The 24,991-nt window shown below is 60.5% G+C and carries 22 protein-coding genes, 1 tRNA gene, 1 pseudogene and 1 riboswitch; of the genes and pseudogenes, 11 read left to right on the top strand and 13 right to left on the bottom strand.

The features are described 5' to 3' along the window. Positions 1-16 precede the first annotated feature (16 nt). Together ATY80_RS14085 and tesB are read right to left on the bottom strand one after the other, a co-directional pair. Positions 17-367: a P-II family nitrogen regulator gene (locus ATY80_RS14085; protein ID WP_019280527.1), complete on the bottom strand. Its 351-nt coding sequence runs from the start codon at positions 365-367 to the stop codon at positions 17-19. 211 nt (positions 368-578) lie between these two features. Beyond that, a complete protein-coding gene (tesB, locus tag ATY80_RS14090; RefSeq protein WP_088693021.1) occupies positions 579-1,463 on the bottom strand; it encodes an acyl-CoA thioesterase II in 885 nt (294 codons plus the stop codon). Between the two features lie 53 nt (positions 1,464-1,516). Here tesB and ATY80_RS14095 point away from each other — a divergent pair, with 53 nt between their 5' ends. After that, positions 1,517-2,764: a ubiquinone biosynthesis hydroxylase gene (locus ATY80_RS14095; RefSeq protein WP_280950687.1), complete on the top strand. Its 1,248-nt coding sequence runs from the start codon at positions 1,517-1,519 to the stop codon at positions 2,762-2,764. A 17-nt stretch (positions 2,765-2,781) separates the two neighbouring features. Here ATY80_RS14095 and ATY80_RS14100 read toward each other — a convergent pair whose 3' ends face one another. The 4 genes from ATY80_RS14100 to ATY80_RS14115 form a co-directional block, all read right to left on the bottom strand. Further along, on the bottom strand, positions 2,782-2,970 hold the full coding sequence (locus ATY80_RS14100; RefSeq protein WP_007528286.1) for a Trm112 family protein: 189 nt from the start codon (positions 2,968-2,970) through the stop codon (positions 2,782-2,784). Positions 2,971-2,979: 9 nt separating this feature from the next. After that, positions 2,980-3,648: an LON peptidase substrate-binding domain-containing protein gene (locus ATY80_RS14105; protein WP_088693023.1), complete on the bottom strand. Its 669-nt coding sequence runs from the start codon at positions 3,646-3,648 to the stop codon at positions 2,980-2,982. Between the two features lie 112 nt (positions 3,649-3,760). Continuing rightward, entirely contained in the window at positions 3,761-4,726 is a 966-nt protein-coding gene (gene trxA, locus ATY80_RS14110) for a thioredoxin (protein WP_088693024.1), read from the bottom strand. 53 nt (positions 4,727-4,779) lie between these two features. Continuing rightward, positions 4,780-5,289 carry a prolyl-tRNA synthetase associated domain-containing protein gene (locus ATY80_RS14115; protein WP_088693234.1) on the bottom strand — a complete coding sequence of 170 codons (510 nt, stop codon included), beginning with the start codon at positions 5,287-5,289 and terminating at the stop codon, positions 4,780-4,782. A 254-nt stretch (positions 5,290-5,543) separates the two neighbouring features. On the opposite strand from ATY80_RS14115, the gene ATY80_RS14120 reads away from it, so the two are divergent. The 3 genes and pseudogenes from ATY80_RS14120 to ATY80_RS14130 form a co-directional block, all read left to right on the top strand. Further along, positions 5,544-5,618 (top strand) — tRNA-Gly (locus ATY80_RS14120). Positions 5,619-6,302: 684 nt separating this feature from the next. Beyond that, positions 6,303-9,656: an AAA family ATPase gene (locus ATY80_RS14125; RefSeq protein WP_088693025.1), complete on the top strand. Its 3,354-nt coding sequence runs from the start codon at positions 6,303-6,305 to the stop codon at positions 9,654-9,656. A gap of 27 nt (positions 9,657-9,683) precedes the next feature. Then, a pseudogene (locus tag ATY80_RS14130) lies at positions 9,684-9,810 on the top strand (IS110 family transposase); the annotation flags it as partial. A gap of 86 nt (positions 9,811-9,896) precedes the next feature. On the opposite strand, the gene ATY80_RS28945 reads toward ATY80_RS14130, so the two are convergent. From ATY80_RS28945 to ATY80_RS14160, 7 genes are all read right to left on the bottom strand, one after another. Continuing rightward, positions 9,897-10,070, bottom strand: a complete 174-nt coding sequence (locus tag ATY80_RS28945; protein ID WP_189637150.1) for a hypothetical protein — start codon at positions 10,068-10,070, stop codon at positions 9,897-9,899. A gap of 114 nt (positions 10,071-10,184) precedes the next feature. Next, positions 10,185-11,234: an Ldh family oxidoreductase gene (locus ATY80_RS14135; protein ID WP_088693026.1), complete on the bottom strand. Its 1,050-nt coding sequence runs from the start codon at positions 11,232-11,234 to the stop codon at positions 10,185-10,187. Positions 11,235-11,268: 34 nt separating this feature from the next. Beyond that, the gene (locus ATY80_RS14140) at positions 11,269-12,234 is read right to left on the bottom strand and encodes a hydroxyacid dehydrogenase (protein WP_088693027.1); all 966 of its coding nucleotides are present in this window, start codon (positions 12,232-12,234) and stop codon (positions 11,269-11,271) included. A gap of 77 nt (positions 12,235-12,311) precedes the next feature. Continuing rightward, positions 12,312-13,301 (bottom strand): 4-hydroxythreonine-4-phosphate dehydrogenase PdxA, encoded by a 990-nt coding sequence (gene pdxA, locus ATY80_RS14145; RefSeq protein WP_088693028.1) that lies wholly within the window; start codon positions 13,299-13,301, stop codon positions 12,312-12,314. A gap of 32 nt (positions 13,302-13,333) precedes the next feature. Further along, entirely contained in the window at positions 13,334-14,467 is a 1,134-nt protein-coding gene (locus tag ATY80_RS14150; RefSeq protein WP_088693029.1) for an iron-containing alcohol dehydrogenase, read from the bottom strand. A 352-nt stretch (positions 14,468-14,819) separates the two neighbouring features. Further along, the gene (locus tag ATY80_RS14155; protein WP_088693030.1) at positions 14,820-16,007 is read right to left on the bottom strand and encodes an exo-alpha-sialidase; all 1,188 of its coding nucleotides are present in this window, start codon (positions 16,005-16,007) and stop codon (positions 14,820-14,822) included. After that, positions 16,004-16,924, bottom strand: a complete 921-nt coding sequence (locus ATY80_RS14160; protein ID WP_088693031.1) for a dihydrodipicolinate synthase family protein — start codon at positions 16,922-16,924, stop codon at positions 16,004-16,006. Before ATY80_RS14160 ends, ATY80_RS14155 begins: the two co-directional genes overlap by 4 nt. A 306-nt stretch (positions 16,925-17,230) precedes the next feature. On the opposite strand from ATY80_RS14160, the gene ATY80_RS14165 reads away from it, so the two are divergent. The 7 genes from ATY80_RS14165 to ATY80_RS14195 all read left to right on the top strand — a co-directional run bounded on the left by ATY80_RS14165 (position 17,231) and on the right by ATY80_RS14195 (position 24,788). Then, positions 17,231-18,880 carry an ABC transporter substrate-binding protein gene (locus ATY80_RS14165; RefSeq protein WP_088693032.1) on the top strand — a complete coding sequence of 550 codons (1,650 nt, stop codon included), beginning with the start codon at positions 17,231-17,233 and terminating at the stop codon, positions 18,878-18,880. A 143-nt stretch (positions 18,881-19,023) separates the two neighbouring features. Further along, on the top strand, positions 19,024-19,980 hold the full coding sequence (locus tag ATY80_RS14170; protein ID WP_088693235.1) for an ABC transporter permease: 957 nt from the start codon (positions 19,024-19,026) through the stop codon (positions 19,978-19,980). Between the two features lie 2 nt (positions 19,981-19,982). Further along, a complete protein-coding gene (locus tag ATY80_RS14175) occupies positions 19,983-20,942 on the top strand; it encodes an ABC transporter permease (protein WP_088693033.1) in 960 nt (319 codons plus the stop codon). Then, the gene (locus ATY80_RS14180; RefSeq protein ID WP_088693034.1) at positions 20,942-21,949 is read left to right on the top strand and encodes an ABC transporter ATP-binding protein; all 1,008 of its coding nucleotides are present in this window, start codon (positions 20,942-20,944) and stop codon (positions 21,947-21,949) included. Before ATY80_RS14175 ends, ATY80_RS14180 begins: the two co-directional genes overlap by 1 nt. After that, positions 21,949-22,941, top strand: coding sequence for an oligopeptide/dipeptide ABC transporter ATP-binding protein (locus ATY80_RS14185; RefSeq protein WP_088693035.1), 993 nt, complete (start codon positions 21,949-21,951; stop codon positions 22,939-22,941). Before ATY80_RS14180 ends, ATY80_RS14185 begins: the two co-directional genes overlap by 1 nt. Then, positions 22,938-23,999 carry a four-carbon acid sugar kinase family protein gene (locus ATY80_RS14190; protein ID WP_088693036.1) on the top strand — a complete coding sequence of 354 codons (1,062 nt, stop codon included), beginning with the start codon at positions 22,938-22,940 and terminating at the stop codon, positions 23,997-23,999. The genes ATY80_RS14185 and ATY80_RS14190 overlap by 4 nt, the downstream gene beginning before the upstream one ends. Before the next feature lie 24 nt (positions 24,000-24,023). After that, positions 24,024-24,788 (top strand): FadR/GntR family transcriptional regulator, encoded by a 765-nt coding sequence (locus ATY80_RS14195; protein ID WP_189637151.1) that lies wholly within the window; start codon positions 24,024-24,026, stop codon positions 24,786-24,788. 48 nt (positions 24,789-24,836) lie between these two features. Next, positions 24,837-24,948: riboswitch (TPP riboswitch) on the top strand. Positions 24,949-24,991 lie beyond the last annotated feature (43 nt).

Genomic DNA, 24,991 nt, shown 5'->3' on the forward strand with positions numbered 1-24,991 from the left:
CCCTTGCTCTGCCGCCTTACAGCGCTTCTGTGTCGGTTTCGCCGGTGCGGATGCGCACGGCATGGTCGATCGAATAGACGAAGATCTTGCCATCGCCGATCTGGCCGGTCTTGGCGGATGACGCGATGGCCTCGACGGCCTTGTCGACGAGTTCGGAAGCAACCGCGATTTCGATCTTGAGCTTCGGCAGGAAGCTGACCGCATATTCGGTGCCGCGATAAATCTCAGTATGCCCCTTCTGGCGCCCGTAGCCCTTCACTTCGGTCACGGTCAGGCCCTGAATGCCGATCGCCGTGAGGGCTTCGCGCACCTCATCCAGCTTGAACGGCTTGATAATGGCCATCACAATTTTCATCTGGTTTCCCATCCTTCGTTATCCTCGGCACGGAGCCGACTCTCCTTGCCGCTGACGTTCCCGAACAGCGACCGAGGATATACATTCAAGGGGCGTGCCAGATTCGATGGGATAAGCTAACTATTTGAAAAATAAGCATCATATAAATTTGCGTTAATTAACAGGCAAATGATTGCCTAATAATCGCTCAAAAAATATCCGAATGAATAAATATGCCTACAATTTATTCATTTGCCGTTTTACGAATCAGACCCTCCTGCGCTACCGACGCAATCAGGACGCCTTCCCTCGTAAACAGGCTACCGCGCGTCAGTCCCCTTGCGCCGGAAGCCGAAGGGCTATCCTGTGTGTAAAGAAGCCAATCGTTGAGTTTCGAGGGCCGATGAAACCACATCGAGTGATCGAGACTGGCGACCTGGATCGTCTGGTCGAAGATCGACGTTCCATGCGGATAGAGCGAGGTATCGAGCAGCGTCATGTCCGAGAGATAGGCGAGAATGGCCGCCTGATAGTAACGATCGTCGGGAACCGGTCCCGTCGGTCGCACCCAGATATGCTGCACCGGGTCTAGCTTCTTGTCCGAGAAATAGTGCGTGAGCGATATCGGCCGAATCTCGATCGGCCGTTCGCGCTCCCAGTATTTGCGTATCGGCGCTGGCGCGTTGGCAAGAAACTGCGCCGCGATCTGCTGTTCGTCGAGCAGCTTTTCAGGAGCGGGAACATCCGGCATGGTGATCTGATGATAGAAGCCGGGCTCCTCGATCTGAAAGGAGGCCGACAGAGCGAATATCGCCTTTCCATGCTGGATGGCGACGGCGCGACGCGTGTTGAAACTCGACCCATCGCGAATCCGCTCCACCTGATAGACGATCGGCACCGAGGGATCGCCCGGGCGCATGAAATAGGCGTGCAGCGAATGCACGATACGGTCACGCTCCACCGTGCGCTGTGCCGCCATCAACGCTTGCGCGATAACCTGACCGCCGAAGACACGCTGCCAGCCAACCTGAGGGCTGCGCCCACGAAAGATGTCGACCTCGATCGCTTCAAGATCCAGCGTGGAAAGCAGCGTCTCCATCGCAGTCGGTTTTTCGGTGTCACGCGTCATTTTGTATAGCTCCGGACGGTAGGAAGTGCGGCAGCGATGATCTATATAGATCAATACGATATTCACAAGAAACGGAACGGAACTCCATGCGGGACATGCTGGTTGTAGGCGCGGGTTATGTCGGGCTCTCCGCTGCCGTGGCGGTCAAGCAGGCGGCGCCTCATCTCGATATCGCAGTCGTGGAAGCAGCGCCTGCCGGCGTATGGCAGAAGGACATGCGCGCCTCGGCCATTATCGCTGCCGCCACCAGGATGCTTGAGGTTTTCGGCATCTGGGACGAGATCGAGCCGGACGCTCAGCCGATCACGAAGATGATCGTCACCGATTCGAAGGCAGCGGATCCCGTACGGCCGGTTTTCCTGACCTTCGATGGCGAAGTGGAGGACGGACGGCCTTTCGCGCATATGATTTCGAATGTCACGCTCGTCCGGGCGCTGCGTGGAGCATGCGAGCGTCTTGGCATCGAGATTCGTCACGGCTTCGGCGCGACCGGCCTTTCCGTTGCCGATACGCATGCGACAGTCACTGCCTCTGATGGCAGCGTGATGGACGCTCGGCTCGTCGTCGCCTGCGACGGCGTCCGTTCGCACCTAAGGGACTTGGCAGGCATCAAGACCGTGTCCTGGGATTACGGTCAGTCGGGGATTGTCACGACGGTCGAGCACGAGCGTCCGCATCACGGCTGCGCGGAAGAGCATTTCCTTCCGTCGGGACCCTTTGCGATCTTGCCGCTGAAAGGGAACCACTCGTCACTCGTCTGGACGGAGCCGACGCCGGAGGCGAACCGTCTTGTCGCATCCGACGACCTCATCTTTGAAGAAGAGCTGGAGCGTCGCTTTGGTCACAAGCTCGGTAGGTTGAGGACGGTCGGCGACAAGCGCGCCTTCCCCCTCGGGCTGACGCTTGCGCGGGCTTTTGTGGCCCCGCGCGTGGCGCTCGCCGGTGATGCGGCTCACGGCATCCATCCAATTTCCGGTCAGGGCCTGAACCTCGGCTTCAAGGATGTTGCCGCCCTTGCCGAAACCATTGTCGAGGCTGATCGGCTTGGCCTTGATATCGGCTCGATCAATATTCTCGAGCGCTATCAGGCATGGCGCCGCTTCGATACCTTCCGCATGGGCGTCACCACTGATGTGCTCAATCGGCTCTTCTCGAACGACCTGGCGCCGCTGCGCATCGCCCGCGATTTCGGCCTGGGTATCGTCGATCGGCTACCCGGCCTCAAATCGTACTTCATCGGCCAGGCGGCCGGCACGACCGCCAGCGACAATCCCCGCCTGCTGGCAGGGCAGACGATCTAGAGGCTTTCAGGGTTAAATCAGTCGTCCAGCTCGCGTGCCTCCGAGACCAGCATGATCGGAATGCCATCACGGATCGGATAGGCGAGGCGTGCCTTCTCCGACACGAGTTCGTTGTGCTCGCGGTCGTAAGTCAGCCGCCCCTTGGTCAGGGGGCATACCAAGAGCTCCAGAAGCTTCGGGTCAACGCGGCTGAGTTTTTCGTCCATGAACCGGTTTTACTGCAGAACGGTGTCGGAGTCACCGAAGACGCGCGCCAGCACGATCTCGGTGATCGCGATCAGCGTTTCGGCCCGCGTCTTCAGATCGGGCGCCTCGAGAAGCGCCTGCTTCTCGGCCGGTCCGAAGGGAGACATCATCGCCAGCGAATTGACAAGGGTCAGGTTGCTGGCACGCTCGACGCTCTCCCAATCAGCCTCCAGCTTGTTTGCATCAAGATAGGACTTGAAGGCAGCGAGAAGCGCCGCACGATCAACCGCATCCTCCTCGTCGCGCGCGGAAAGATCGGCAATGAAGGGCGCGATACGGAAGGTTCGGAAGGGTTGATGTGTTTCCTTCTCCTCAAGCAGGCGGAAACGGCAAATCCCTGTGAGGGAGACGATATAGCGACCATCGCCCGTCTCAGCGAACGAGGTAATGCGCCCGAGGCAGCCAACGGGGGCCAGGTGAGCCTCACCCTGCCCTTCCTGGTCGCCAAGCGCCGGCTGGACCATGCCGATCAACCGATTGCCGGACAGAGCGGCATCGAACATCGCAAGATAGCGCGGCTCGAAAATATTGAGGGGCAACTGCCCTGTCGGCAGCAGCAGAGCGCCGCCAAGCGGAAAGACCGCGATCGTATCAGGCAGATCGCCGGGCTTCAGATATCGTGCATTCCCCACTTGCATAGAGACTGGTCCTGCATTGCCGGCAGGCGCGACACGATGCGCCCACACAAACGGGAATGTGGGGCCTCCCTCCAAAAACGCAAGGGCGGCCGGCCGAAACTTGAAATCCGAATCACGAAAACAGCATGGCGGAAAGCTTACGCCGCGCCGAGACCGTCGCGGGATCCTTGAAGCCCCAGACGTCGAAGAATTGAAGCAACTGCCGGCGTGCGCCGTCGTCGTCGAAAGCACGGTCCTTGCGCATAATGTAAAGCAGGTGTTCCGCCGATTCTTCGCGCCGGCCTTCGACGTTGCGGATCTTGGCAAGCTTCAGACGGGCTTCGTGATCGTCGGGATTGCGCGCCAGATCATGCTCCAGGGCGACGGGATCACCGAGCTTGCGCGCTTCCTCGATCTGATCGAGCTTCTTCGAAACCGCCAGGATCGCTGGATCTTTCGCCATTTCCTCCGGCAATTCCTTAAGCGCCTCACGCGCACGCTCGTGCTGGTTTGCTGCAATCATGCATTCGGCCATTCCCGCCAATGCCTTTGCATTCTCCGGATCGGCCTGCATGACGGCACCGTAAAGCTGTGCGGCACCGTTGATATCACCGGATGCCAACAGCTCGTCCGCTTCCTTGAGGACGCCTTCGATTTCGGCCGCCTGATCGGCGCCGGCCGGACCGGCGATGCGATCGATGAACTGGTTGATCTGGCTTTCCGGCACGGCGCCCATGAAGCCATCGGCGGGACGACCACCGACGAAGGCGATCACGGCCGGAATCGACTGGATACCGAGCTGCCCGGCGATCGAGGGATGGTCATCAATGTTCATCTTGACCAGCTTGACGCGCCCTTGCGCTTCATTGACGACCTTTTCGAGCACCGGAGTCAGTTGCTTGCAGGGACCGCACCAGGGCGCCCAGAAATCGACGAGAACCGGCTGGTTGCGCGATTCCTCGATGACATCCTTCGCGAAAGTCGCAGTCGTCGTATCCTTGATATAACTGCCCGCGTCGGCAGCCGGGGCCGCCCCGTAACTCGCCGCTGCCGTCATCTGACCAAAGGAATTGCTGTAAGGATTGTCGTTGCCGCTCATGGATATCTCCCGCCGTGCCGGTCAGCCGGCTTTTCTAGCGCTAAAATCGTATGTCAGGACGTCACTTTCAAGACAAGCGGCTTATGCCCTGTCGCTTCCATAAAGCGAATGAGATCGTCGCTCGCGATCGACGTCGTGGCATCATTGGATAGCGGATGACAATTGATGATCTCGTCTTTCATCAGATTTGCGTCAAGAACGAACGTCACGTTTCGGCCCGTATCATTGATCGCCCCGAAAGCCGTGACCGAACCCGGAGCCACACCAAGATACTCCATCAGCTTTTCCGGCTTTCCGAATGAGACCTTGCTGGCTGCACCAATCAGCGTGTGCACGGTCTTTAGGTCCACTGTCGCGTTTTCCTCCACCGTCAGCAGGAAGAACTGATCTTTCTTGTCTTTGACGAAGAGATTTTTCGTGTGGCCTCCAGGAATCTCGTCACGCAGCGCGACCGATTCGGCAACCGTGAAGACGGGCGCATGGTGTTTGGTGCTGTGATTGATCTCAAGACCATCGAGAAAGGCAAAAAGGTCATCTCTGGTCTTCGGCGTCGCGTCGGTCATCATAAAAATCCATACAGTGGGGAGAGTGACAGGATGCCTGATTACGTCTCGCCACTATCTTTTGCAACGCTCGTGGTCGACGCTTTGCCCTGCATTTGCGGCACTTCCGATACCTTCGAACGAAGCCTGGAAATTTTTCTTCGAATTTCCGTCATTTCCCTGTTGCATTTGAAAATCGTTTGGGCGATATAGCGCCCGTCGCCGCAAGGTGGCGCCCACGGTCCTCACAACTACCCCGGACCGATGCGGATTGAGCGGGTGTAGCTCAGGGGTAGAGCACAACCTTGCCAAGGTTGGGGTCGAGGGTTCAAATCCCTTCGCCCGCTCCAGTTTTATTAAGGAAATCAAGTGAATAATTATACCCGCCGCAAGGCGGCGTTGTTGTTTGAGCTGCGTGTCGCCACCATCGAAAAGCCTTTTGAGCCGTGTAGTCAAAGCTATCTGCAAAAACGGGCTAGACGCGTTACCATTTGCCCTGAAGGAACCGCCGGGACAATTCCACTTCGGTCAAGGATGATCCTCTTGCCCGACCAAGAGTGCCGGAGGTCTTAAAATCCCTCGGTCATACGGGTTCGACCCCGTCGTCCGCACCATATTGAAATCATTACTAGAAATTTCGCTAACTCGCTCCGCTTCAGAGAGCGATGGCCTATATTGGGGCCTATGAAGCCCGCTGTGCGCATGGGCTGGCCTCCCGCATCTTTCATCGTTTAGTCCTACCCCGTTTTTCGACGATAACCGCTGGCGTGAGAGGCCCGGAGGGACTCCGACCACTTTCGCGGTGGTTACGCCAGCAACCTGCAAGACTTCGCGCGCTACGATCCCGGCGGTCGTTACTCAGAGCCTAAAACTGGCCCGCATGAGGCCAAAATCTTCAACATGTGGATTCGTCCGCTGGACCACACAAACATTCCTAAGCGATCTTCATTCTCTTAATCTGACGCCCACGCTTCGCCACTAGACACGACGCCCCTACTAGGGGATTATCCTGCCAAGCGATGTGAGGCGCAGCCATGGATCTCGGTGGATGGCTTCGCGGTCTCGGGCTCGGCGAATACGAGACAAATTTCCGAGACAACAAAATCGACGCGGAACTGCTGCCGCGGCTGACGGACGCTGGCCTTAAGGACATCGGCGTCTCCGCTCTTGGCGACCGGCTGCGCTTGCTCGATGCGATTGCTGCGTTGGCTCAAGCAAATCCGCTTGTCAACGGTGCTGCTTCTTCATCGAAGGCCGCGGCACTCAAGGCCGAAGAGTCGGCCGAACGCCGTCCGATCACGGTCATGTTCTGCGATCTTGTGGGATCGACCGAACTTGCCGCGAAGCTCGACCCGGAAGACTGGCGCAACCTCCTCAACTCCTACCTCGACGAGGCTTCGACGGCGGTGACCGCGCTTGGTGGCCACGTTCTGAAAAAGCTTGGCGACGGTCTGATGGCCCTCTTCGGCTACCCCCAAGCGCAGGAGAACGACGCAGAACGCGCGGTGCGGGCGGCGCTCGCAATCCAGCGGGCGCTCGCGGAGATAAACGTCAAGAATTGCCGCAAGGGCGTGCCAGAGCTTTCGGCGCGGATCGGCCTCGAGTGCGGGCCTGTGGTCGTGGAGGCTACAGGAGAGGTGTTCGGCGACGCGCCGAACGTTGCGGCGCGGGTACAGACTGCCGCCACGCCGGGCTCGGTGCTTGTCACCACGAACGTCCAGCGCCTGGTTGTTGGACTCTTCGTCGCCGAGGAGCAAGGCGCGAAGAAACTCAAGGGCCTGCCTGAGCCCGTCCAGCTCTTCCGCATTGTTCGGGCCAGTGGCGGCGGCAGAAGAGGCGGCGCTCGCGCGCTTACGCCCTTCATTGGCCGCGAGGAGGAATTAAGCGTGCTTGCTCGCCACTGGGAGCGCGCACGGAAAGGAGAAGGCCAGCTCGTGCTCATTGTGGGCGAACCGGGGATTGGCAAGTCGCGGCTCATCGAGGAATTCCGCTCGAAATTGACGGAGACGCCTCATACCTGGAGCGAGTGGAGCGCTTCACAGCTTCTGCAGAATACCCCGCTTCATCCAATCGCCGAATGGGGCAGGCAACGCTTCGGGATGGACGCTCCTGCCGAGCAGCGCCTCGCAGATCTTGAGAACACGCTGCGGCTGGTCGGCCTCGACCCTGTGGAATACGCGCCCCTGATCGCGCCGCTCGTGGATATTGCGTTGCTGCCGGAACGCGCGGCAAACTTCGCACCCGAGGAGTTGCGGCGAAGGCAACTGGCGGCAATGACCGCCTTCGTTTTGGCTGGGGCGCGGTCTCAGCCGGTTGTGATCGCTTTCGAGGACCTCCACTGGGCCGATCCTACATCACTCGACCTGTTGCGAGCTCTTGCCGACCGCGGTGCGCAGGCGCCGCTCCTTCTGCTGGCGACGGCCCGTCCCGGGTTCCGTCCGCCCTGGAGCCTGCGCTCGCACCACAGCCTAATCTCTCTGTCGCCGTTGGACCGAGCTGGCGTCGCGCGCATGATCGGCGAAATCTCTGCCCAGCATGCTCTCTCCAAAGATGTGATCGAGGGAGTGAACGAGCGCACAGGCGGCGTGCCGCTGTTCGTCGAGGAAGTGATGCGCCTGCTGCTCGAGCGGGGCGAGCAAGCCAGTGCGCAGGCAATCCCGCCGACCTTGCAGCAGTCGCTCGCCGCGCGCCTGGATCGGCTCGGCCCGGCGCGTGAGGTCGCGCAGATCGGCGCAGTGCTTGGACGCGATTTCACATACGGGCTGCTGCGTAACGTTGGCGAACTCGGCGAGCCCGCGCTACAAGCTTCGTTGGAGCGGCTCGCCGACGCCGACCTTCTGTTCGTCGAGGGCGCGCCGCCTATCGCAACGTATCGCTTCAAGCACGCGCTGATCCAGGACGCGGCTTTCGACAGCCTCCTCAGGAGCCGCCGGCAGGCGCTGCACCGGCGCGCCGCGGAAATCCTGCGCGACGATCCAGAGCGCGCGGCGGTGGAGCACGAGGTCATCGCGCATCATTTCACTCAGGCCGGGCTCGACGACCTGGCGATTGAATGGTGGGGCAAGGCGGGCGACGAGGCATTGCGCCGCTCTGCATTTCAGGAGGCAATCGCCCATCTCGGCAAGGCTATCGCGATGGCGGATAGGACGGGGGGCGTAGCGTGGGCTGCTGCGGGAGACGCCGCCGCCTTGAACCGCAGCCGCCTGAAGCTGCAGATTGACTACGGCCAGGCAATGATGTTTTCCAAAGGCTACGGCGCCGAGGAAACGCAGGCCGCTTTTGCCGACGCCCTGAAGATCGCGGTAGAGACAGCGGATCCCGCGGGGCGATTTGATGCTTACTTTGGAATTTGGGCCGGAAGCCTAGATCGAGGTGACCTGGCGCAGGCGCGGCAAATTGCCGAAACGTTCCGACGGGAAGCAGGGGATGAGGCCTATGCGCCGAGTTTGGCTCGAGCCTGTGTCTGCTTAGGCTCGACTATAGCGACGCAGGGCGATCCCGCTGGGGCGCGAGCGCACCTTGAGGAGGCGTTGAAAATTTACGATCCCGGCTGGCATCGCGAGGCCAAGCTACGGTTCGGCTCGGACGTTGGTGTCCTCGCCACGTCCTATCTTGCAGAAGCAAGCTGGTTGCTGGGCGACGTGGGGCAGGCGCAGGAGCTAATCGATCAGGCGGTCGCCGGCGCAATTCAATCGCAACATGCTACAACGGAAGGATTCATTTGCGGCCGCCGGGCTCTGCTTGAGGCCGTTCGCGGCGACGTTGAAGCCGTGCTGTCGCTGACAAAAACCATGGTCAAACTCAGCCAAGACCATGGGATCACACGATATGGGGCGTGGGGGAAAATGTATCACGGATGGGCGACTGCTCGGCTGGGAGATCGCGGGGCCGGTGTGAGCGAGTTGCAGGAAGGCCTGACGGACCTAACAGACCAAGGAAGCAAGTTCAATGTACCGCTCTACCAAGCTCTGCTTGCCGAGATCGAGGCAGAGATGGGGGAGCGCGCATTGAGCCGAATCGACGGCGCGCTAGCACTTGCACGCGAAACGGGGGAGCATTGGTCGGACAGCTTGCTACATCGCATCCGCGGCGAGATTCTGCTCAGGCTTGACCCTGCCAATCGGGCGGCGGAGCAAGCGTTTCGCGATGCCATCGCCGTCGCCCAAGCCCAGGGGGCGCGGAGCTTGGAACTGCAGGCGGCGCTAGGGCTGGCGAAGCTCTACCAATCGACCGCCCGCGCCGCCGGCACACGCGAGGTCCTCGCGTGTGCACTCGCAGGCTTTTCGCCAACGGCGGAGATGCCCGAGATCGCGGAGGCGCAGGCGTTGCTTGAACGTTTGGGCCGCGGCGCCGATGGGGCCATTCCAGAGAAGGGCAGAGCTACATAGCGTGACGGAGGTATGAGCGAAACCCGCAAGGTTGGCGATGCGATGGTGAGAACCGCATTGTTCGAGTCCGTGCACGTAATGCTGACGCGGGCGCTTTTCCAGTCTGAAGCGCTGGGCGCTTGATGTGGCCAGACGTCGCGGGATGAAGCGCGCGGTATGCGGCGGCAGCAATCTCGGGTCAGCTTATAGCACGACAAATATCGTCGGTTCTTGAGACCCCAAAAAGTGGTCAGCGGGGTTTCAATAGCGAGGCGACGTCCAGGCATTCTCCGCGGTTTTCTTGGTCGGAGCGGCGCCGCGCTCGTCTCCGCGCTCGGCATTGTCGCGATCCGCTTGCGCCTGCCGGTCAGCAATGTAGGGCGCCAGCATTTGCTCCAAATGAGCCGCGGTCAGGCCTGCTGCAAAGCTTCTCATCTCATCCCTCGCGATGTTTACGGTTTGTAAACATTTAGCGGCTTGCAGCGCCGATCGAAACGATGCGATCGAACTCTCCACGTGCTTTTGTCCAGCTAGGATGAGCGCTCGGAACTAGGGAATGGCCAGCCCGAGCCGTTCGGCATGCGGCGCCAGTGATGTCATGATGCTAGGGTGGAGCACGAGCCCTTCAGCGAGGGCGCTGCGCTTGCGCGCCAATCCATTCTCACCCGGCAGCCGAACGCGGGCAACGCCCGTCCTGGGCGGATTGCTGCGGCATGCGTCGGCGAGCCAGCCGGTCTGCCGCAGAAAGGCATCGCGACCGCCAAAGGCATCAGGATCAAAAACCTGGACGGTGACAGCGGCATTCGTACCCTTCAGCTCGTCGACACGGCCAAGACCGGCAAGGCCTTGTGTGAAGGCTTCGACATGAAGTGCCATACCGTAACCCTTCTGGCCGTGATCGAGCCCTCCGACCGGCATGAGCGTACCGCCGCGTTCAATCACCCGCGGATCACGGCTGGGCTCGCCGTTTTCATCCATCAGCCACTCATGATCATATTGCCGGCCCTCGCGAACTAGACGCTGCGCCATATTGACCGTTGTGATCGAGGCGCTGATGTCGATCAGGATCGGATCGCCAGGCGTCGGAATACCATGGGCGACGGGGTTCGGCGTGTAGACACCCTTTCGTCCCCCGAAAGGAGCGACCTGCGCCCCCGATGGGCTGGAGCTTGCGATGCTGACCATATAGCCGCGATCGGTGGCGATGGTGAGATAGGCGGCAAGGCAACCGATATGATGGCTGTCCGCAATCGCGATCGTCGCTGTGCCGTAAGTCGCCGCGCGCTCGCAGGCAAGCTTCACGGCCTCCGATGTCAGCCAAGCACCGGGAAGGCGGCGTCCCTGCCACGCGATGGCAGGCCCGCGGTCGGACACCACCTCAGGCACGCCTTCACTCTTCATCACGCCATCGGCGATACTTTGGAGATACCAGCCTGCCAATGCCAGACCATGCGTCGTGTGTCCCATCAGATCGGCTTCAAGGAGATAATGGGCAACGGCGGCCGCTTTCTCTTCCTCGAGCCCGGCAGCAGCAAACAGTGCCAGCGCAAACTGGCGCAGCCCATCTGGTGCGTAGCGGAGGTCGGATGTCTCGCCCATAGCTTTCTCCATCAGTTGCCGGCAATAGACCGGGTCAGCGCGCCAGAAAGCGCGGGTGAAGCGTCCCACCATCGAGCGCCGTCAGCACGTTCTCGGCCGACATGATCGAAACGGTGCGTTTGGCATCGAGCGTGACGCCAGCGACGTGCGGTGTCACGAGCGTGTTCGAGAGCTGTAACAGCGGATTGTCGATACCAGGCGGTTCAACGGCGAAACTGTCGAGGCCGGCTCCGGCGAGGCGCCCCTCTTCGAGGGCGGCAATCAATGCCTTCTCATCCACGACTTCGCCGCGCGCCGTGTTGATCAGGAATGCGCCCTGCTTCATCAAGCCGATGCCGCGGGCGTCGATCAGATTTTGCGTCTCAGGTGTCAACGGACAGTGCAGACTGACGATATCGGAATTCGCAAGAAGCGTATCGAGATCTGTTTCGCGGCCGACCTCATCGCCAAAAGCGCTGTCTGGCGCGTGCGGATCGAAGGCCGAGACGGTCATGCCGATCGCGCCAGCCATTTTCGCGAGCGCCCGGCCGATGAAGCCGAAACCGACGAGGCCAAGCCGCTGGCCACGCAACTCGCGCCCCTTGTACTGGTTCTTGTCCCAGATGCCGTCCCGGATCAGTGCATCCTGGTGCGGCAGATCCTTCACCAGCGCCATGATCAATGCAAGCGCGTGCTCGGCGACGGAGTGCCCGTTGCTGCCCGTGGTCATCGACACCGGAATGCCGAGCGCTGCGGCCGCCTTCACATCGATGTCATTCGTTCCGACGCCGTGCTTGGCGATATGCCGGAGCTTTCCGCCCGCCTGCATTTCATCTGGCCCGAGACGATCGGTCAGCAATCGCACGATGACGGCATCCGGTCGGTGGGTCTTCATTATTTCGATGACAGCTTGCCGGTCGATATAGGGCGGCGTGGCAATGACGCTTGCCCCGGCCTCTTCCAGAAGCGACCGACCTTCCGGCGCCAGTTCGCCACCGAGAATGACAACAGTCTTTTCCATCGCTCATCTCCTCCACCGAGCAAATTGTCAGCGGCGCAACGCTTGTGCCGCTGACAATGCGGCAAGCACCCGAAGCGTTAGGCCGCGCGTTGGCGTGGAGACCGCGCCATCAGCCGTGCATAGGCGATGGCCGAAAGCATGTTCACGTGATTCGCCTTGCCCGTGCCGGCAATATCGAAGGCCGTGCCGTGATCAACCGACACGCGATCAATCGGCAAGCCGAGCGAGACGTTGACCGCCGTGTCGAAGGCGATGAGCTTGATCGGGATATGGCCCTGGTCGTGATACTGCGCGATGACGAGATCGAAAGCGCCGCTATAGGCGCGTGCAAAGACCGTGTCCGCCGAGATCGGACCAACGACATCGATCCCCTTCGCTCGCGCCAGCTCGACGGCCGGGGCCAGGAACTCGGTATCCTCGGTGCCAAACAGACCGTTTTCGCCGCAATGCGGATTGAGGCCGGCGACTGCGATGCGCGCCTTTTTGCCAAGGCGCATGAAGTGATCGTGTCCTGCCTCGATCGTTGCCAGCACACGCTCGGTCTTCGCGCGCTCGATCGCGCCCTTCAGCGAGATATGGGTAGAGACGTGGATGGTGTTCAACCGCTCTGAGGCGAGCAACATGAACGAGCTCTTGGAGCCCGTCAGGTGCGCCAGCAGGCCGGTATGACCGTCATAGTGATGGCCGGCAAGATTCATTGCTTCCTTGTTGATCGGTGCGGTGACGATCACATCGGCGTCGCCTGACATCGCAAGATCAACCGCGCGGCTGATATAGCGAACCGAGGCATCGCCTGCGACCGGGCTGACCTTGCCGATTTCGGGCAGCGGTGCGCCGAGGTCCACTTCGTCGACTGCAATCTTGCCGGCACTCACTGCATCGACCGGCGCAAAGGAAAGTCCGGTCGCTGCCGTTCGATTGGCGCGCTCGAGCGCCTCTGTATTGCCGACGATGACGAAATCACGTCGCTCCTGCTCCCGCATCGTGGCGAGCGCCTTGACGATCACCTCGGGGCCGACGCCCGCAGGATCGCCGAGCGTCACGGCGACTTTCGCATTTCTGTCCATCACTCACGGTCCTCTTTGAATGGAAACGCGCTTTAAAAGGCGGCTCCGTAGATCGAGCGGATATCGGCGCGCGACAGGTCGCGCGGATTATTGTCGAGCAGGCGACGGATGGCAAAGGCATCTTCGGCCATCGCATCCAGATCGCTTTCCGGAACGCCGAGGCCGGAGAGCTTCATCTCAATCCCGAGTTCGGCACAGAAGGAATAGGCGGCATCGAACACAGACGCGATCTCGTCGGAGGTCCTGCGGCCAAGCGCGTCCATGACGGCACGGGTCTTTTCGGGCACGGCCGGGGTGTTGAATGCGAGGACATGCGGAAAGATCAGAGCGTTTGCCGCGCCATGCGCCACGTGCCAGCGCGTCCCGAGCGGATAGGCGAGCGCGTGACCACCGGCTGTGTTGACCGGTCCGAGACAGAAGCCGCCATACAGCGAAGCAAGTGAGAGACCCGCACGTGCTTCGGCGTCGGATCCGTCCTTGACCGCACGGGCAAGATACTTTCCGACCAACCGCGTGCCCTCGATCGCATAAAGGTCGATCATCGGATGCGCCTTGCGATTGGTGAACGCCTCGACACAATGCGCCATGGCATCAACGCCCGTCGCCGCGGTCGTGCGCGCTGGCACGCTAAAGGTCAACGCTGGATCGACAACCGCGATATCGGCTAGCATGTGCATGCTCTCGACCGCGAGCTTGGCCTTCGTCTTCGGGTCGGTGACCAGAGCCCTGATACCGGCTTCGCTTCCCGTGCCTGATGTGGTCGGCACTTGCGCAAGAGCAACGCGGCGCGGCCCCTGGACCTTGTTCGGGCCGACAACTTCATGAAGCGTTTGCGATGAGCCGGCAAGCACTGCCGCGAGCTTGGCAAGATCCATCGCGCTCCCGCCGCCGAAGCCGACAACAAGCTGGGCATCTGCCGCATTCGCCGCCGCTAGCACCTTGTCGAGATTGGCAATGTCAGGCTCGGGCGTCACATCGGCAAAGACCGTGACCTTGCCCTTGAGGGCAAGCGCATCGACACGCGTCGCATTGAAGGCATCGGAAATGACGAGGATCCGATGATAGCCCCTGTCGTTCGCCCACTTGCCGAGCCGCTCCGCCGTACCGACGCCGAACTCGATCAGATGCGGTCGAACGATTGTGATAGGCGAATCCAAGCTAACCACCGGACCAGTCCTCCCCCTGCGATTGCTAGCGACGCCTCGGTCGCACAAGATGTAAATTTGTTATACAATGATCCTGTATTTGGCAAGCGACCACATTCACAAGTGCCGAAATAAATTGCGTTTTCGCTAATCACCGCGCACAAAAGCAACGCTCGCGCATCAGTTAACTTACTGAAATAATCAAACAAACGGATACGATCCGTTGTTTGATGACACCAAGGCGGGGACCACACTCAATCCTTGGAAGAATGCCACGAAAGTTGTCAAAACAGGCACCAATCCGACGCGCCTCATGCTCTGAGGAAGCCGCGTCGGATCGATGAGGTTCCCAACTGACAACCTGGTGAAGACCTCAGGCGATCGCGTCTGCCGAAAGCCGGACGTATTTTATGGCTCGGCGATAGTAGGTATAGGCAATATGCATGCTGCCATCGGCCCCCTGAACAATCGAAGGGTAGGAAAACTCGCGGTTCACCGAGTCTTTCGAGTTGTTGCTCAGGCAATATCCATCGCCGGTATCGAGGTCGATACGACGTGGGAAGCTGGCGCCGCCGTCGTTGGAGAAGGCGAGGCTTAGCGGCGCGCGGGGAACGCCCCAGACGGCCTTGCGGCGTTCGATAGCCGGCGCCGGTGCCACCTTGATCTCCTCGTCGCCCTCGATCTCGTCGTAAAGCGACTGGCGCCGGGCGTCCGACGTCGAGGCATTGGAATGGTTGTAAACCATTGCTATCACGCCATTTTTAAGCCTTGTCGCCTGGATTGAAGAGTTGTTGTTCGGAAGATCGATCGGCTGCGGCGCGCTCCAATGCTCGCCACCGTCACTCGAGCGGCTGGACAAGACCGATTCGGCGAACCGATTGCGATAGAAGGCGACAAGACAGTCGTCGTCGGTCGGCACGATGTTCATGTGGACCGCCCCAATGCTGTCCGGGACCTCGGTCAGGTCCCAGCTCTCGCCTTGGTCGCCGGAGATCAGCACGCCTGCCGTATCCACGTCGCCAGTCCAGCGTTCGCCGGGCACTCCAATGCAGCGAAAGACGGGCAGGAGCCAGGAGCCGGCCTCGTTGACGATGATCGGCTGGCGAACGAAGGTGCCTGGGATGTCGCAGAGAACACGGACCGCTCCAAACGTTTTGCCACCGTCCTCGGAGATCCGACATTTGACAATGGAACCATCCTGATTCCCCGAGGTCTGCGAGGTGTAAAGCAGCCAGACTCTTTGATCGGGAGCCGTGAAAATCAGAGGATTCTGCTCGGATTTGGTCGGGTCATCGGACATTTTCTCCGGCTGCGACCAAACATTGGCATCCGCAGCAAGCCGCGACATGTAAATGGAAATGTCGCCCATGCCCTCCATCGTGCCACCGAACCAAACGCAGGTGAGCGTGCCGTCAGGCAGAAAGGCGAGGTTGGCGGCATGGTTCTGAATGCAAGGGGAGGGCAAATAGGCATCTGCGCGCCCCTTTCCGTTCGCGTTCGCGACGATCTCTCCGGTCATCAGCGCCGGAACGGCCTCGGGTGGTAAAGCTGTGGAGCTCATGGTCGCGCTCCCTGTGGCAGCTTGGCGTAGGCTTCGGAAAGCGCGGCATAGTCAGCATCACTGATCGGCATCAGGGGCGCACGCGTGCGCTTCCAGGCAGCGTTGCCGGTCTTCAGGCTGACCATGGCCTTGATGGTCGGGATCTGCACGTAGGAATTGGAAAGCGTTCTATAGGCGTTGATGCGGGCCTGAGCGGCCTCGACTGCGCCGGCCTGCGTCTCGTCATGCACCTTGTCGTATACGGTGCGCAGCGAATCCGCGACGAGATTGGAGGTTGCCGTGATGCAGCCCGCGCCTCCAGCCTTCAGCAGCGGCAACAGCAGCGGATCGGCGCCCGCCAGCACGGAGAAGCCCGGATAGGCTGCGACGATCGCCTGCATGTTATTGAAATCGCCAGCAGATTCCTTGATTCCAACGACCGTGTCGGGGAAGGCTTCTATCAACCTGCCGATCAGCGGAATCGAAAGCGGAACGCCCGAGACTTGCGGGATGTGATAGAGAATGACCTGCAGCCGGGCGTCGGCGATCTTTTCCAGAACCTGCGAGTAGGCGGTAAACAATCCGTCGTCGGAGACGCCCTTATAATAGAAGGGCGGCAGCATCACGACCTTTGTCACACCGAGTGAAAGAGCGTGCTTGGTCAATTCGACGGTTTCAGGAATGGCAACGACACCAGTCCCGGGGAGCAACCTGTCGGCCGGCACCCCTGCCTTGAGCGCCGCCTCGAGGATTGCCCGGCGCTCGGCGGAAGAGAAGGAATTTGCCTCACCCGTCGTGCCAAGCAGGGCGACGCCATGGCACCCTTCCCGCAACAGTCGCTGGCAGTGCTCGGTGAAAAGGCTGAGATCGGGGCTGCCATCCGCATTGAGTGGCGTCGCGGCGGCGCTAAATACGCCTGTAATCTTGTGATTGCTCATATCGTCCTCCTCGGATGAACGCCGCGAAAAAGGCGGCAACGGCCGGAAATCCGACCCGCAAGCTGGCGTTTTCTTCATCCTCTGAAGCCGTGTTGTCAATATGACAATACAGAGAGCTTCAGTTGCGATTTTTTAACATATTGAAAAAATTACAGAAAATATTTCGTTCCCTTTGACGCAGGCAGAGAACATTAATTTGTGTTGACATATTTACATTATCGCGCGAGTGTCTGCGCCATGTCGTGACGCACTTTCGGGAACAGAGTGAAAGTGGTGCCGTCACTGATTTTGTCATGGGAGGACACGATGACTGATCGCAATGAAGGGAATATTGCGCAGAACGCGCAGATGTCGCGTCGCGAAGCGCTGAAGCTTGGCCTCGCCGCCGGCGTCGGCCTTACAGTCTTCGGCATGAACGCACGCATCGTGCTTGCCGACGACGTCCAGGTTCTGAAGGTCGCTAATCCGGCGTTCAACCAGGATTGGTCGCCATTGCGCGGTGGTGGCGTTCCGTTCCGCTGGAATTCGATCTGGTGGGCCTCGCCGATGTATTTCGACAGCGAAGGCAAGATCAAGCCATACGTCTTCAGCAGCTGGGAATCATCAGACAACAAGGTCTGGACCTTCAAGATCGATCCCAAGGCTGTCTTCTCCGACGGCAGCAAGATCACCTCGGCCGACATCAAGGGATCCTGGGAAGTCGCCTCCATGCCCAATACCAAGAGCCAGCGCGCCGACCAGGTGCTGAGCAAGGTTCAGGGCTACAAGGAAATCGGCGCCGGTTCCGGCAACGAGCTGACGGGGGTCGCCACGCCTGATGAAGGCACTGTCGTCGTGACGCTGGCTGACGTCGATCCGATCTTCTTCATGCGCCTGGCCAACCACATTGTCCCGATCACCAAGGCCGCGCAGTCGCGCGGCAGCGACGGCGAGGAAGTGACCGACTGGTACAAGCCCGACAATAGCGCCGTTTATTCCGGCCCGTTCAAGCTGACCAGCATCGACATCGATGCCGGCAAGCTGGTGTTCGAGCCGAACGAGAACTTCTTTGGCCCGAAGCCGAAGCTCTCACGCATCGAAATCACCTCGATCGAAGACAACGTCACCGCGACGTCGCTGATCAAGTCCGGCGAATTCAACGCCCACACGGAATTGGTCACCTCGACGATCATCCAGGACCTCGGCCCTGAATTCTCCGCCGGCCCGCTGATCCCGACCAGCCAGCACTTCTGGTTCAACGTTTCCCGCGCGCCGATGGACGATCCAAAGGTTCGCCAGGCGCTGATCATGGCGATCGATCGCGACGGCCTCTTCAAGGCTTCCTATCCGGATGGCCCGCATAAGAAGGCCGACCAGATCCTGAATTCTGTGCCCGGTGCCGACAATTCCGGCTTCGAGCCCTATCCATACGATCCTGCAGCCGCCAAGAAGCTGCTTGCCGAATCGACCTACGGTGGTCCCGAGCGGCTGCCGAAGATCCTCTTCGTCGGCATTTCGGCCCCTGCCATCGAGGCTGCGGCCCAGTTCATCGCCGAGCAGTGGCGCCAGAACCTTGGCATCACGGCGGTCGACATGAAGCCGCAGCAGGACTCCTATGCAGGTCCGGACCAGAATGCTGTCCAGATCTTCCGCGATGACGTCGGCACCCGTGTTCCCGATGCCGTTTCCTATCTCGCCGGCTGTATCGCCTCGACCTCGTCGAACGCGCAGAACAAGCTTGGCGGCTACAAGAACGACAAGGTCGATGCGGCACTTGCCGAAGCCGCGACGAAAGCCGTCGATGATCCGCAGCGCGTCAAGCTCGCCCAGGATGCTCAGAAGGCATTCCGCGACGATTGGGCATTCATTCCATGGTATTCTCAAGCGATGTCCCGCTGGGCCACCAAAGATGTCAAGGGAATGGAAAAAAACCTCGACTGGCAGGTCGTGGCGCCCTGGGACATTTCGATCGGCTGAGCCGGCCCGAAACTCTGAAATAGATAGCCCTCGGGCACATTAGCAACCGCGCGAAGACCGCAAGGCCTTCGCGCAAGTTTCAAGAAGACATCGCATGTCCGCGTTGATGCGGAAAGGTGTCTGCCAACCGGTGGGAGATGACCTTGTTACGCTACGTGCTGACCCGGTTTGCCATCTGGATTCCGTCCGTTCTGATCGTGATGCTGGCCGTCTACGCGCTGGCATTCTACGGCGCCGGCGACCCGATCAAGCTGATCTTTCTGCGCGCACCCGGCGATGTCGCCTATAATCCACAGCGCATCGAAGCCATCCGCGAAAGTGCCGGCCTGAACAGGCCCTTCATCGAGCAGTTCGCCCTTTACATCTGGAACCTGTTGCACGGCCAGTTCGGCAATTCGCTGACCTCCGGTCGCTCGGTCTGGGCAATGGTTTCGGCTGCGGCCCCCGTTTCTTTCAAGCTGGCGCTCTGTTCCATCATCCTGACGACCATCATCGCCATTCCGCTCGGCATGATCGCCGCAATGAACCAGAACAGCCGCCTCGATTATACGATCCTCGGCAGCGCGCTCTTTCTGTGGGCGATCCCGGCCTATGTCGCCGGCCCGCTGCTGATGGTCGGCCTTATCGTGCTGCTGCCGATGGTCAAGGTGCCGTATGGTTGGGGTGGGGTTTTCGATGTGCGCATCCTGTTGCCGCTCATCGTGCTCTCATTTCAGCCGATCGCGCTGATCGTCCGCCAAACGCGCGCCGCCGTCATCGAAGTACTGTCGGAGGATTTCGTCCGCACGGCCCGCGCCAAGGGCGTACCTGAAATGGTCGTGGCACTGCGTCATATCCTGCGCCCGGTGCTCACTCCCGTTGTCACCCAGCTCGGCCTGATCATGATTACCATTGTCAATGGCGCGATCTTCGTGGAGCTCGTCTTCGGTCTTCCCGGCCTCGGTCGCCTGACCGTGCAGGCACTGACCAATTCCGACTACCCCGTCATTCTGGCGATCACGCTCATCGGATCCTTCCTGGTGATGATCTCGAACCTTCTGGTCGACGTTCTCTATCCGCTGCTTGATCCGCGTGCCAACGATGCAAGAAGGAGCCGCTGACCATGTCCGCCATCCCTCTCTCTCCCGTCGCAGCTCAGGAAGAGGCACCCGTCAGCCTCTGGCGCGACGCCTGGCATCGCCTGAAGCGCAACAAGCTTGCCGTCTTCGGCCTGATCGTCGTGGCAATCCTTGCTTTCACCGCGATCTTTGGCCCCTATCTGACGCCCTATGACTACCTGAGCCAGAATCTGCAGGCCCGCAACGCCGTGCCGTCGCTGCAGCATCTCTTCGGCACCGACGATCTCGGCCGCGATGTATTCAGCCGCGTCGTCTTCGGCACCCGCACGGCCTTCCTGGTCGCGGTCATTGTCACCGTCATCGCGGTTCTGATCGGCACGATTCTCGGCGCCATCGCTGGCTTCTTCGGCAATCCGTTCGACCGCGTCATCATGTGGCTGACCGACATGACCATGTCCGTGCCGAACCTGCTCCTCGTCGTCGTCATCAATGCATCGTTGAAGTCCCCGATCACCAAATGGATGGAGGCGCAGTATCTGGCGACGCTCAATCCCTTCTATCGCCAGACCATTTGGGTCGACTTCATTCTGGTCTTCGGCTCGATGGCCTTGATTTCCTGGCCGCCCTATGCGCGTCTCGTTCGCGCCCAGGTACTGTCGATCCGCAGCCGGCCCTATATCACGGCCGCCCAGGCACTCGGCCTTTCGAACTGGATCATCATGAAGCGCTACGTCATTCCAAATGCGCTTGGTCCGCTGATTGTCTCCGTCAGCGCCGGCCTTGGCACTGCCATGGTTCTGGAGAGCGCCTTCAGCTTCCTCGGCATCGGCGTCAACCCACCGACCCCAAGCTGGGGCAACATGATCTCGGATGGCCTGCGCGTCTGGCAGCACTACCCGCATCTGCTGGCCGCCCCGGCCGCCGTTCTCGGCCTTGCCTCGGTTGCCTTCAGCTTCCTCGGCGATGGCCTCAACGACGCACTCAATCCGCGGGGTTCCAAGTGATGAACACGACGCGATCCAACGAGAAACTGCTCGATGTCCGCGGCCTGACGGTCGAAATCGACGGCAGAAACGGCCCGGCGGTCGTGGTCGATGGCATCGACCTTCACGTCAACAAGGGCGAGACGCTTGGCGTCGTCGGCGAGTCCGGCTGCGGCAAGAGCCTGACGATGCTGAGCCTGATGCGGCTACTGCCGAACAAGATCAAGGTCACCAAGGGGTCGGCGAGCTTCGACGGCCAGGACCTGCAGAAGATGTCGAATAAGGAACTGCGCAAGGTGCGCGGCGGCGATATCGGCTTCGTCTTCCAGGATCCGATGACCTCGCTCAACCCAGTCATGCGCATCGGCGACCAGATCTGCGAACCGCTGATCTATCACCGCGGCATGAAGAAGGCAGAGGCTCGCGTTCGCGCCGTCGAACTGCTGCGCCTCGTCGGTATTCCCGGTCCGGAAGAGCGTCTGCAGGCCTATCCGCACGAACTTTCCGGCGGCATGCGCCAGCGCGTGATGATCGCGATCGGCCTTGCCTGCAATCCGAAACTGCTGATCGCGGACGAGCCGACGACGGCGCTTGACGTCACCATCCAGGCGCAGATCGTCGACCTGGTGAAGGACCTGCGCGCCAAGCTCGGTATGTCGGTTGTCTGGATCACCCATGACCTGGCGCTGATCGCCGGTCTCGTCGATCGCGTCGCCGTGCTCTATGCCGGCACCGTGGTCGAGGATGCACCGGTCGACGAGCTCTATGCCCGGCCGAGTCATCCCTATACGCGTGGCCTCTTGGCCTCGATCCCGAAGCTGTCGGATGCGCCAGCAAGCCGGCTTAGCTCCATCGGCGGCACGCCGCCGGAGCCGGGCCGCCGCCCCAAGGGCTGCCCCTTTGCACCGCGCTGTCCGCTGGCGGAAGCCGTCTGCCACGAGCGCGTGCCGAAACTCGAACCGCTATCAGGCGCCGGAAACCACCGCACGGCCTGCTTCGTCGTCCAGAAAATGCAGGAGGCTGCGTGATGGGTGCTCAACCGCTGCTAAAGGTCGAAAACCTCGTCAAGCATTTCCACGTCAAGCTCGGCGCCTTCGGCGAGCGCTCGGCGACGGTCTATGCGCTGGATAACGTCAATCTCGACATCATGGAAGGCGAGACGCTCTCGCTGGTCGGTGAATCCGGCTGCGGCAAGTCGACGACCGGCTTCACCATCCTCAACCTCTACAAGGCGACATCAGGCAAGGTCTTGTACAAGGGGCAGGATCTGGCGACGATGGATGAAAAGCAAATGCGGCCCTTCCGCCGCGACCTGCAGATCGTCTTTCAGGATCCCTATTCAACGCTCAATCCACGTATGACGATCGGTGAGGCGATCGGCGAGCCGATCCTCTTTCACAAGCTTTGCACCAAAGCGGAGCTCAAGGACAAGATCGCCACACTGCTGACCGACGTTGGCCTGCCCACCCGCTTTGCACAGCGCTATCCGCATGAGCTGTCCGGCGGCCAGCGGCAGCGTGTCGTCATCGCTCGCGCACTCGCCTGCCAGCCGAAATTCATCGTCTGCGACGAGGCGATCTCGGCGCTCGACGTCTCGATCCAGGCGCAGATCATCAATCTCCTGCTCGATCTGCAGGAAAAATATGGCCTGACCTATTTGTTCATCGCCCATGATCTGGCCGTCGTGCGCCATATCAGCACCCGCGTCGGTGTCATGTATCTCGGCCGCCTGGCGGAACTTTCGACGCGCGAGGAACTGTTCGAAAACCCTTTGCATCCCTACACGAAGGCGCTGCTCTCTGCCGTTCCGGAAACGGATCCGGAGCTGGAACGCACGCGCAAGCGCCAGATCCTGCAGGGCGACGTGCCGAGCCCGCTCAACCCACCGAGCGGCTGCCGCTTCCATTCGCGCTGCCCGATCGCCATGGACGTGTGCAGCAAGGTCGTGCCGGAGTGGAAGGAAGCCAAACCCGGCCACCTTGTCGCCTGCCACGCCGTCAACACAGGACAGACTGTATGACGCTAAAGGTCGCGATCATCGCTGACGATTTGACCGGCGCGCTCGACACGGGAACCCCCTTCGTCGACGCCGGACTTTCCGTCGCTGTCGCGATCGACGTCGGAGCCATACCGGAAACGCTTGCGACCGATTGCGAGGTCGCGGTCGTCAACACGGCTTCAAGAGCTCTCCCGGAGGAGGAAGCGGCAAGAAAGGTCAGCGCTGCGGCGAAGGCCCTTCTTGCCGCCTCGCCTCAGATCGTTCTGAAAAAGATCGACTCCCGGCTCAAGGGGAATGTTGCAGCGGAAAGCGCAGCTTTGGCTGCCGTCTTCGGTCACGAGGCGATCGTCGTGTCACCCGCCATTCCCGATCAGGAGCGGTTGACCCGCAGCGGCCACGTGGTCGGCCGTGGCGTCGGTGAGGCGCTGCCAATCTCCGTTCTCTTCGAGACGAGCGACCATCAAGTGACCGTCCGCGACGCCGAAACGGACAGCGATCTCGACCGGGTGGTTGATGCATATGACTGGAGAAGGACCCTAGCCGTCGGTGCCCGAGGTATCGGCAGTGCACTTGCCCGCAAGATCGGCCAACCGAATAGCGCAAACAATCCCTTTGCGACGTCATCCCGGACGGTTTTTGCTTTCGGCTCGCGCGATCCCATCACGGCGGCGCAGATGGCCAAACTGGAAAGTTCCGGTGGCCTAGTCTCGACCATCGATGCGCCCATGGGAGCATTGCCTCCCGAAGCACGATTTGGCTTGCCAATCCTTCTGCGCTGCACAGGCGAAATCACCAGCGAGGCGGCAGCAGTTGCCGACCGCTTCGCGAAAGGCGTAAAATCAGTCATAGACGCAACGAGCCCGGAGATGCTGATGGTCGGTGGGGGCGATACGGCGCTGGCGGTATTTCGCGAACTTGGAATTCGAACCCTGAGGCCGAAGGGCGAGATCGAAGCGGGGATTCCATGGTTTGATGTAAACACATCCGACGGCCTGCATCTGCACTGTGCGGTGAAGTCGGGGGGCTTTGGGAATTCTGATAGTTTGCTAAGACTGATTGCACAGAATCAGGCGGCATAGGCGATGCCGGCGGGGAGAATGAAAGTGGACGAAGCAAACGGTGTATCGGCAAATGCCCAGACGACCCCGGCAGCCAAGCCGGAGCGTGGCAAGGCCGTCAAGCTGGTCGATCGGGTCTTCGACCAGTTGCAGGAGCGCATTCGTTCCGGAAACTATCCACCGGATTCGCGTCTGCCCGGCGAGCATGAGCTCGCATCGATGCTGGGCGTCTCGCGTCCAATCGTGCGCGATGCCTTGGCGCGGTTGCGCGATCAAGGGATCGTCTATGCCCGTCAGGGCGCAGGCACCTTCGTCAGCGCCCACGGCTCACCAACGACGCAGCTTTCGTATTCGCCGGTCAAGACAATTGCCGACATTCAGCGCTGCTACGAGTTTCGCCTGACGATCGAGCCCGCTGCCGCTTATTTTGCGGCCAAGCGTCGTGACGAAGCGGCGATCCAGAAAATTGCCGCTGCACTCGCCGATCTGCGCGAGGCGACCAGCCATCAGCTCCATCGTACCGACGCCGACTTCACGTTTCATCGTGCCGTCACGGAAGCCGCCAATAACCACTACTACACGGCCTCGATCGACGCCCTGAAGGCTCATATCGCCGTTGGCATGCACCTTCACGGCCTATCGCTCCTTGGTCCGCGTCAGGGCCTTGAGCAGGTCTACGAGGAGCACAACAAGATTTACCTCGCCATCGTCGAAGGCCGTGCGGAAGACGCGCGGGCTTTGATGAAGGCGCATCTTGAGGGTTCGCAGAGCCGCCTCTTCGAAGGCCGCGCTCTGGACCTTTCCATGTAGGTTGCGGCAGTCGGCTTGACAGCTTTGCTGCTCTGGTTCTAACCTTTTGACATTCACCAGGGGGGTCCCGGCAAGGGGCTGAGATACTGCTATCGTGCGCAGTGACCCGTTGAACCTGATCCAGTTCATACTGGCGTAGGGACGGTGCAAGCGCTCGAAGGCATTGGATTCTCGCGTGGAATCGGTGCCGGCGTCTTTTCATC

The sequence above is a fragment of the Rhizobium sp. R711 genome (assembly GCF_002211365.1).
In the GTDB taxonomy this organism is placed as follows: domain Bacteria; phylum Pseudomonadota; class Alphaproteobacteria; order Rhizobiales; family Rhizobiaceae; genus Rhizobium.

What these genes read in the sequence shown, in the direction of transcription:
- ATY80_RS14085 (WP_019280527.1), bottom strand. Translation starts at nt 367, where the DNA reads ATGGGAAACCAGATGAAAATTGTGATGGCCATTATCAAGCCGTTCAAG.
- tesB (WP_088693021.1), bottom strand. Translation starts at nt 1,463, where the DNA reads ATGACGCGTGACACCGAAAAACCGACTGCGATGGAGACGCTGCTTTCC.
- ATY80_RS14100 (WP_007528286.1), bottom strand. Translation starts at nt 2,970, where the DNA reads ATGGACGAAAAACTCAGCCGCGTTGACCCGAAGCTTCTGGAGCTCTTG.
- ATY80_RS14105 (WP_088693023.1), bottom strand. Translation starts at nt 3,648, where the DNA reads ATGCAAGTGGGGAATGCACGATATCTGAAGCCCGGCGATCTGCCTGAT.
- trxA (WP_088693024.1), bottom strand. Translation starts at nt 4,726, where the DNA reads ATGAGCGGCAACGACAATCCTTACAGCAATTCCTTTGGTCAGATGACG.
- ATY80_RS14115 (WP_088693234.1), bottom strand. Translation starts at nt 5,289, where the DNA reads ATGACCGACGCGACGCCGAAGACCAGAGATGACCTTTTTGCCTTTCTC.
- ATY80_RS14125 (WP_088693025.1), top strand. Translation starts at nt 6,303, where the DNA reads ATGGATCTCGGTGGATGGCTTCGCGGTCTCGGGCTCGGCGAATACGAG.
- ATY80_RS28945 (WP_189637150.1), bottom strand. Translation starts at nt 10,070, where the DNA reads ATGAGAAGCTTTGCAGCAGGCCTGACCGCGGCTCATTTGGAGCAAATG.
- ATY80_RS14135 (WP_088693026.1), bottom strand. Translation starts at nt 11,234, where the DNA reads ATGGGCGAGACATCCGACCTCCGCTACGCACCAGATGGGCTGCGCCAG.
- ATY80_RS14140 (WP_088693027.1), bottom strand. Translation starts at nt 12,234, where the DNA reads ATGGAAAAGACTGTTGTCATTCTCGGTGGCGAACTGGCGCCGGAAGGT.
- pdxA (WP_088693028.1), bottom strand. Translation starts at nt 13,301, where the DNA reads ATGGACAGAAATGCGAAAGTCGCCGTGACGCTCGGCGATCCTGCGGGC.
- ATY80_RS14155 (WP_088693030.1), bottom strand. Translation starts at nt 16,007, where the DNA reads ATGAGCTCCACAGCTTTACCACCCGAGGCCGTTCCGGCGCTGATGACC.
- ATY80_RS14160 (WP_088693031.1), bottom strand. Translation starts at nt 16,924, where the DNA reads ATGAGCAATCACAAGATTACAGGCGTATTTAGCGCCGCCGCGACGCCA.
- ATY80_RS14165 (WP_088693032.1), top strand. Translation starts at nt 17,231, where the DNA reads ATGACTGATCGCAATGAAGGGAATATTGCGCAGAACGCGCAGATGTCG.
- ATY80_RS14175 (WP_088693033.1), top strand. Translation starts at nt 19,983, where the DNA reads ATGTCCGCCATCCCTCTCTCTCCCGTCGCAGCTCAGGAAGAGGCACCC.
- ATY80_RS14180 (WP_088693034.1), top strand. Translation starts at nt 20,942, where the DNA reads ATGAACACGACGCGATCCAACGAGAAACTGCTCGATGTCCGCGGCCTG.
- ATY80_RS14185 (WP_088693035.1), top strand. Translation starts at nt 21,949, where the DNA reads ATGGGTGCTCAACCGCTGCTAAAGGTCGAAAACCTCGTCAAGCATTTC.
- ATY80_RS14190 (WP_088693036.1), top strand. Translation starts at nt 22,938, where the DNA reads ATGACGCTAAAGGTCGCGATCATCGCTGACGATTTGACCGGCGCGCTC.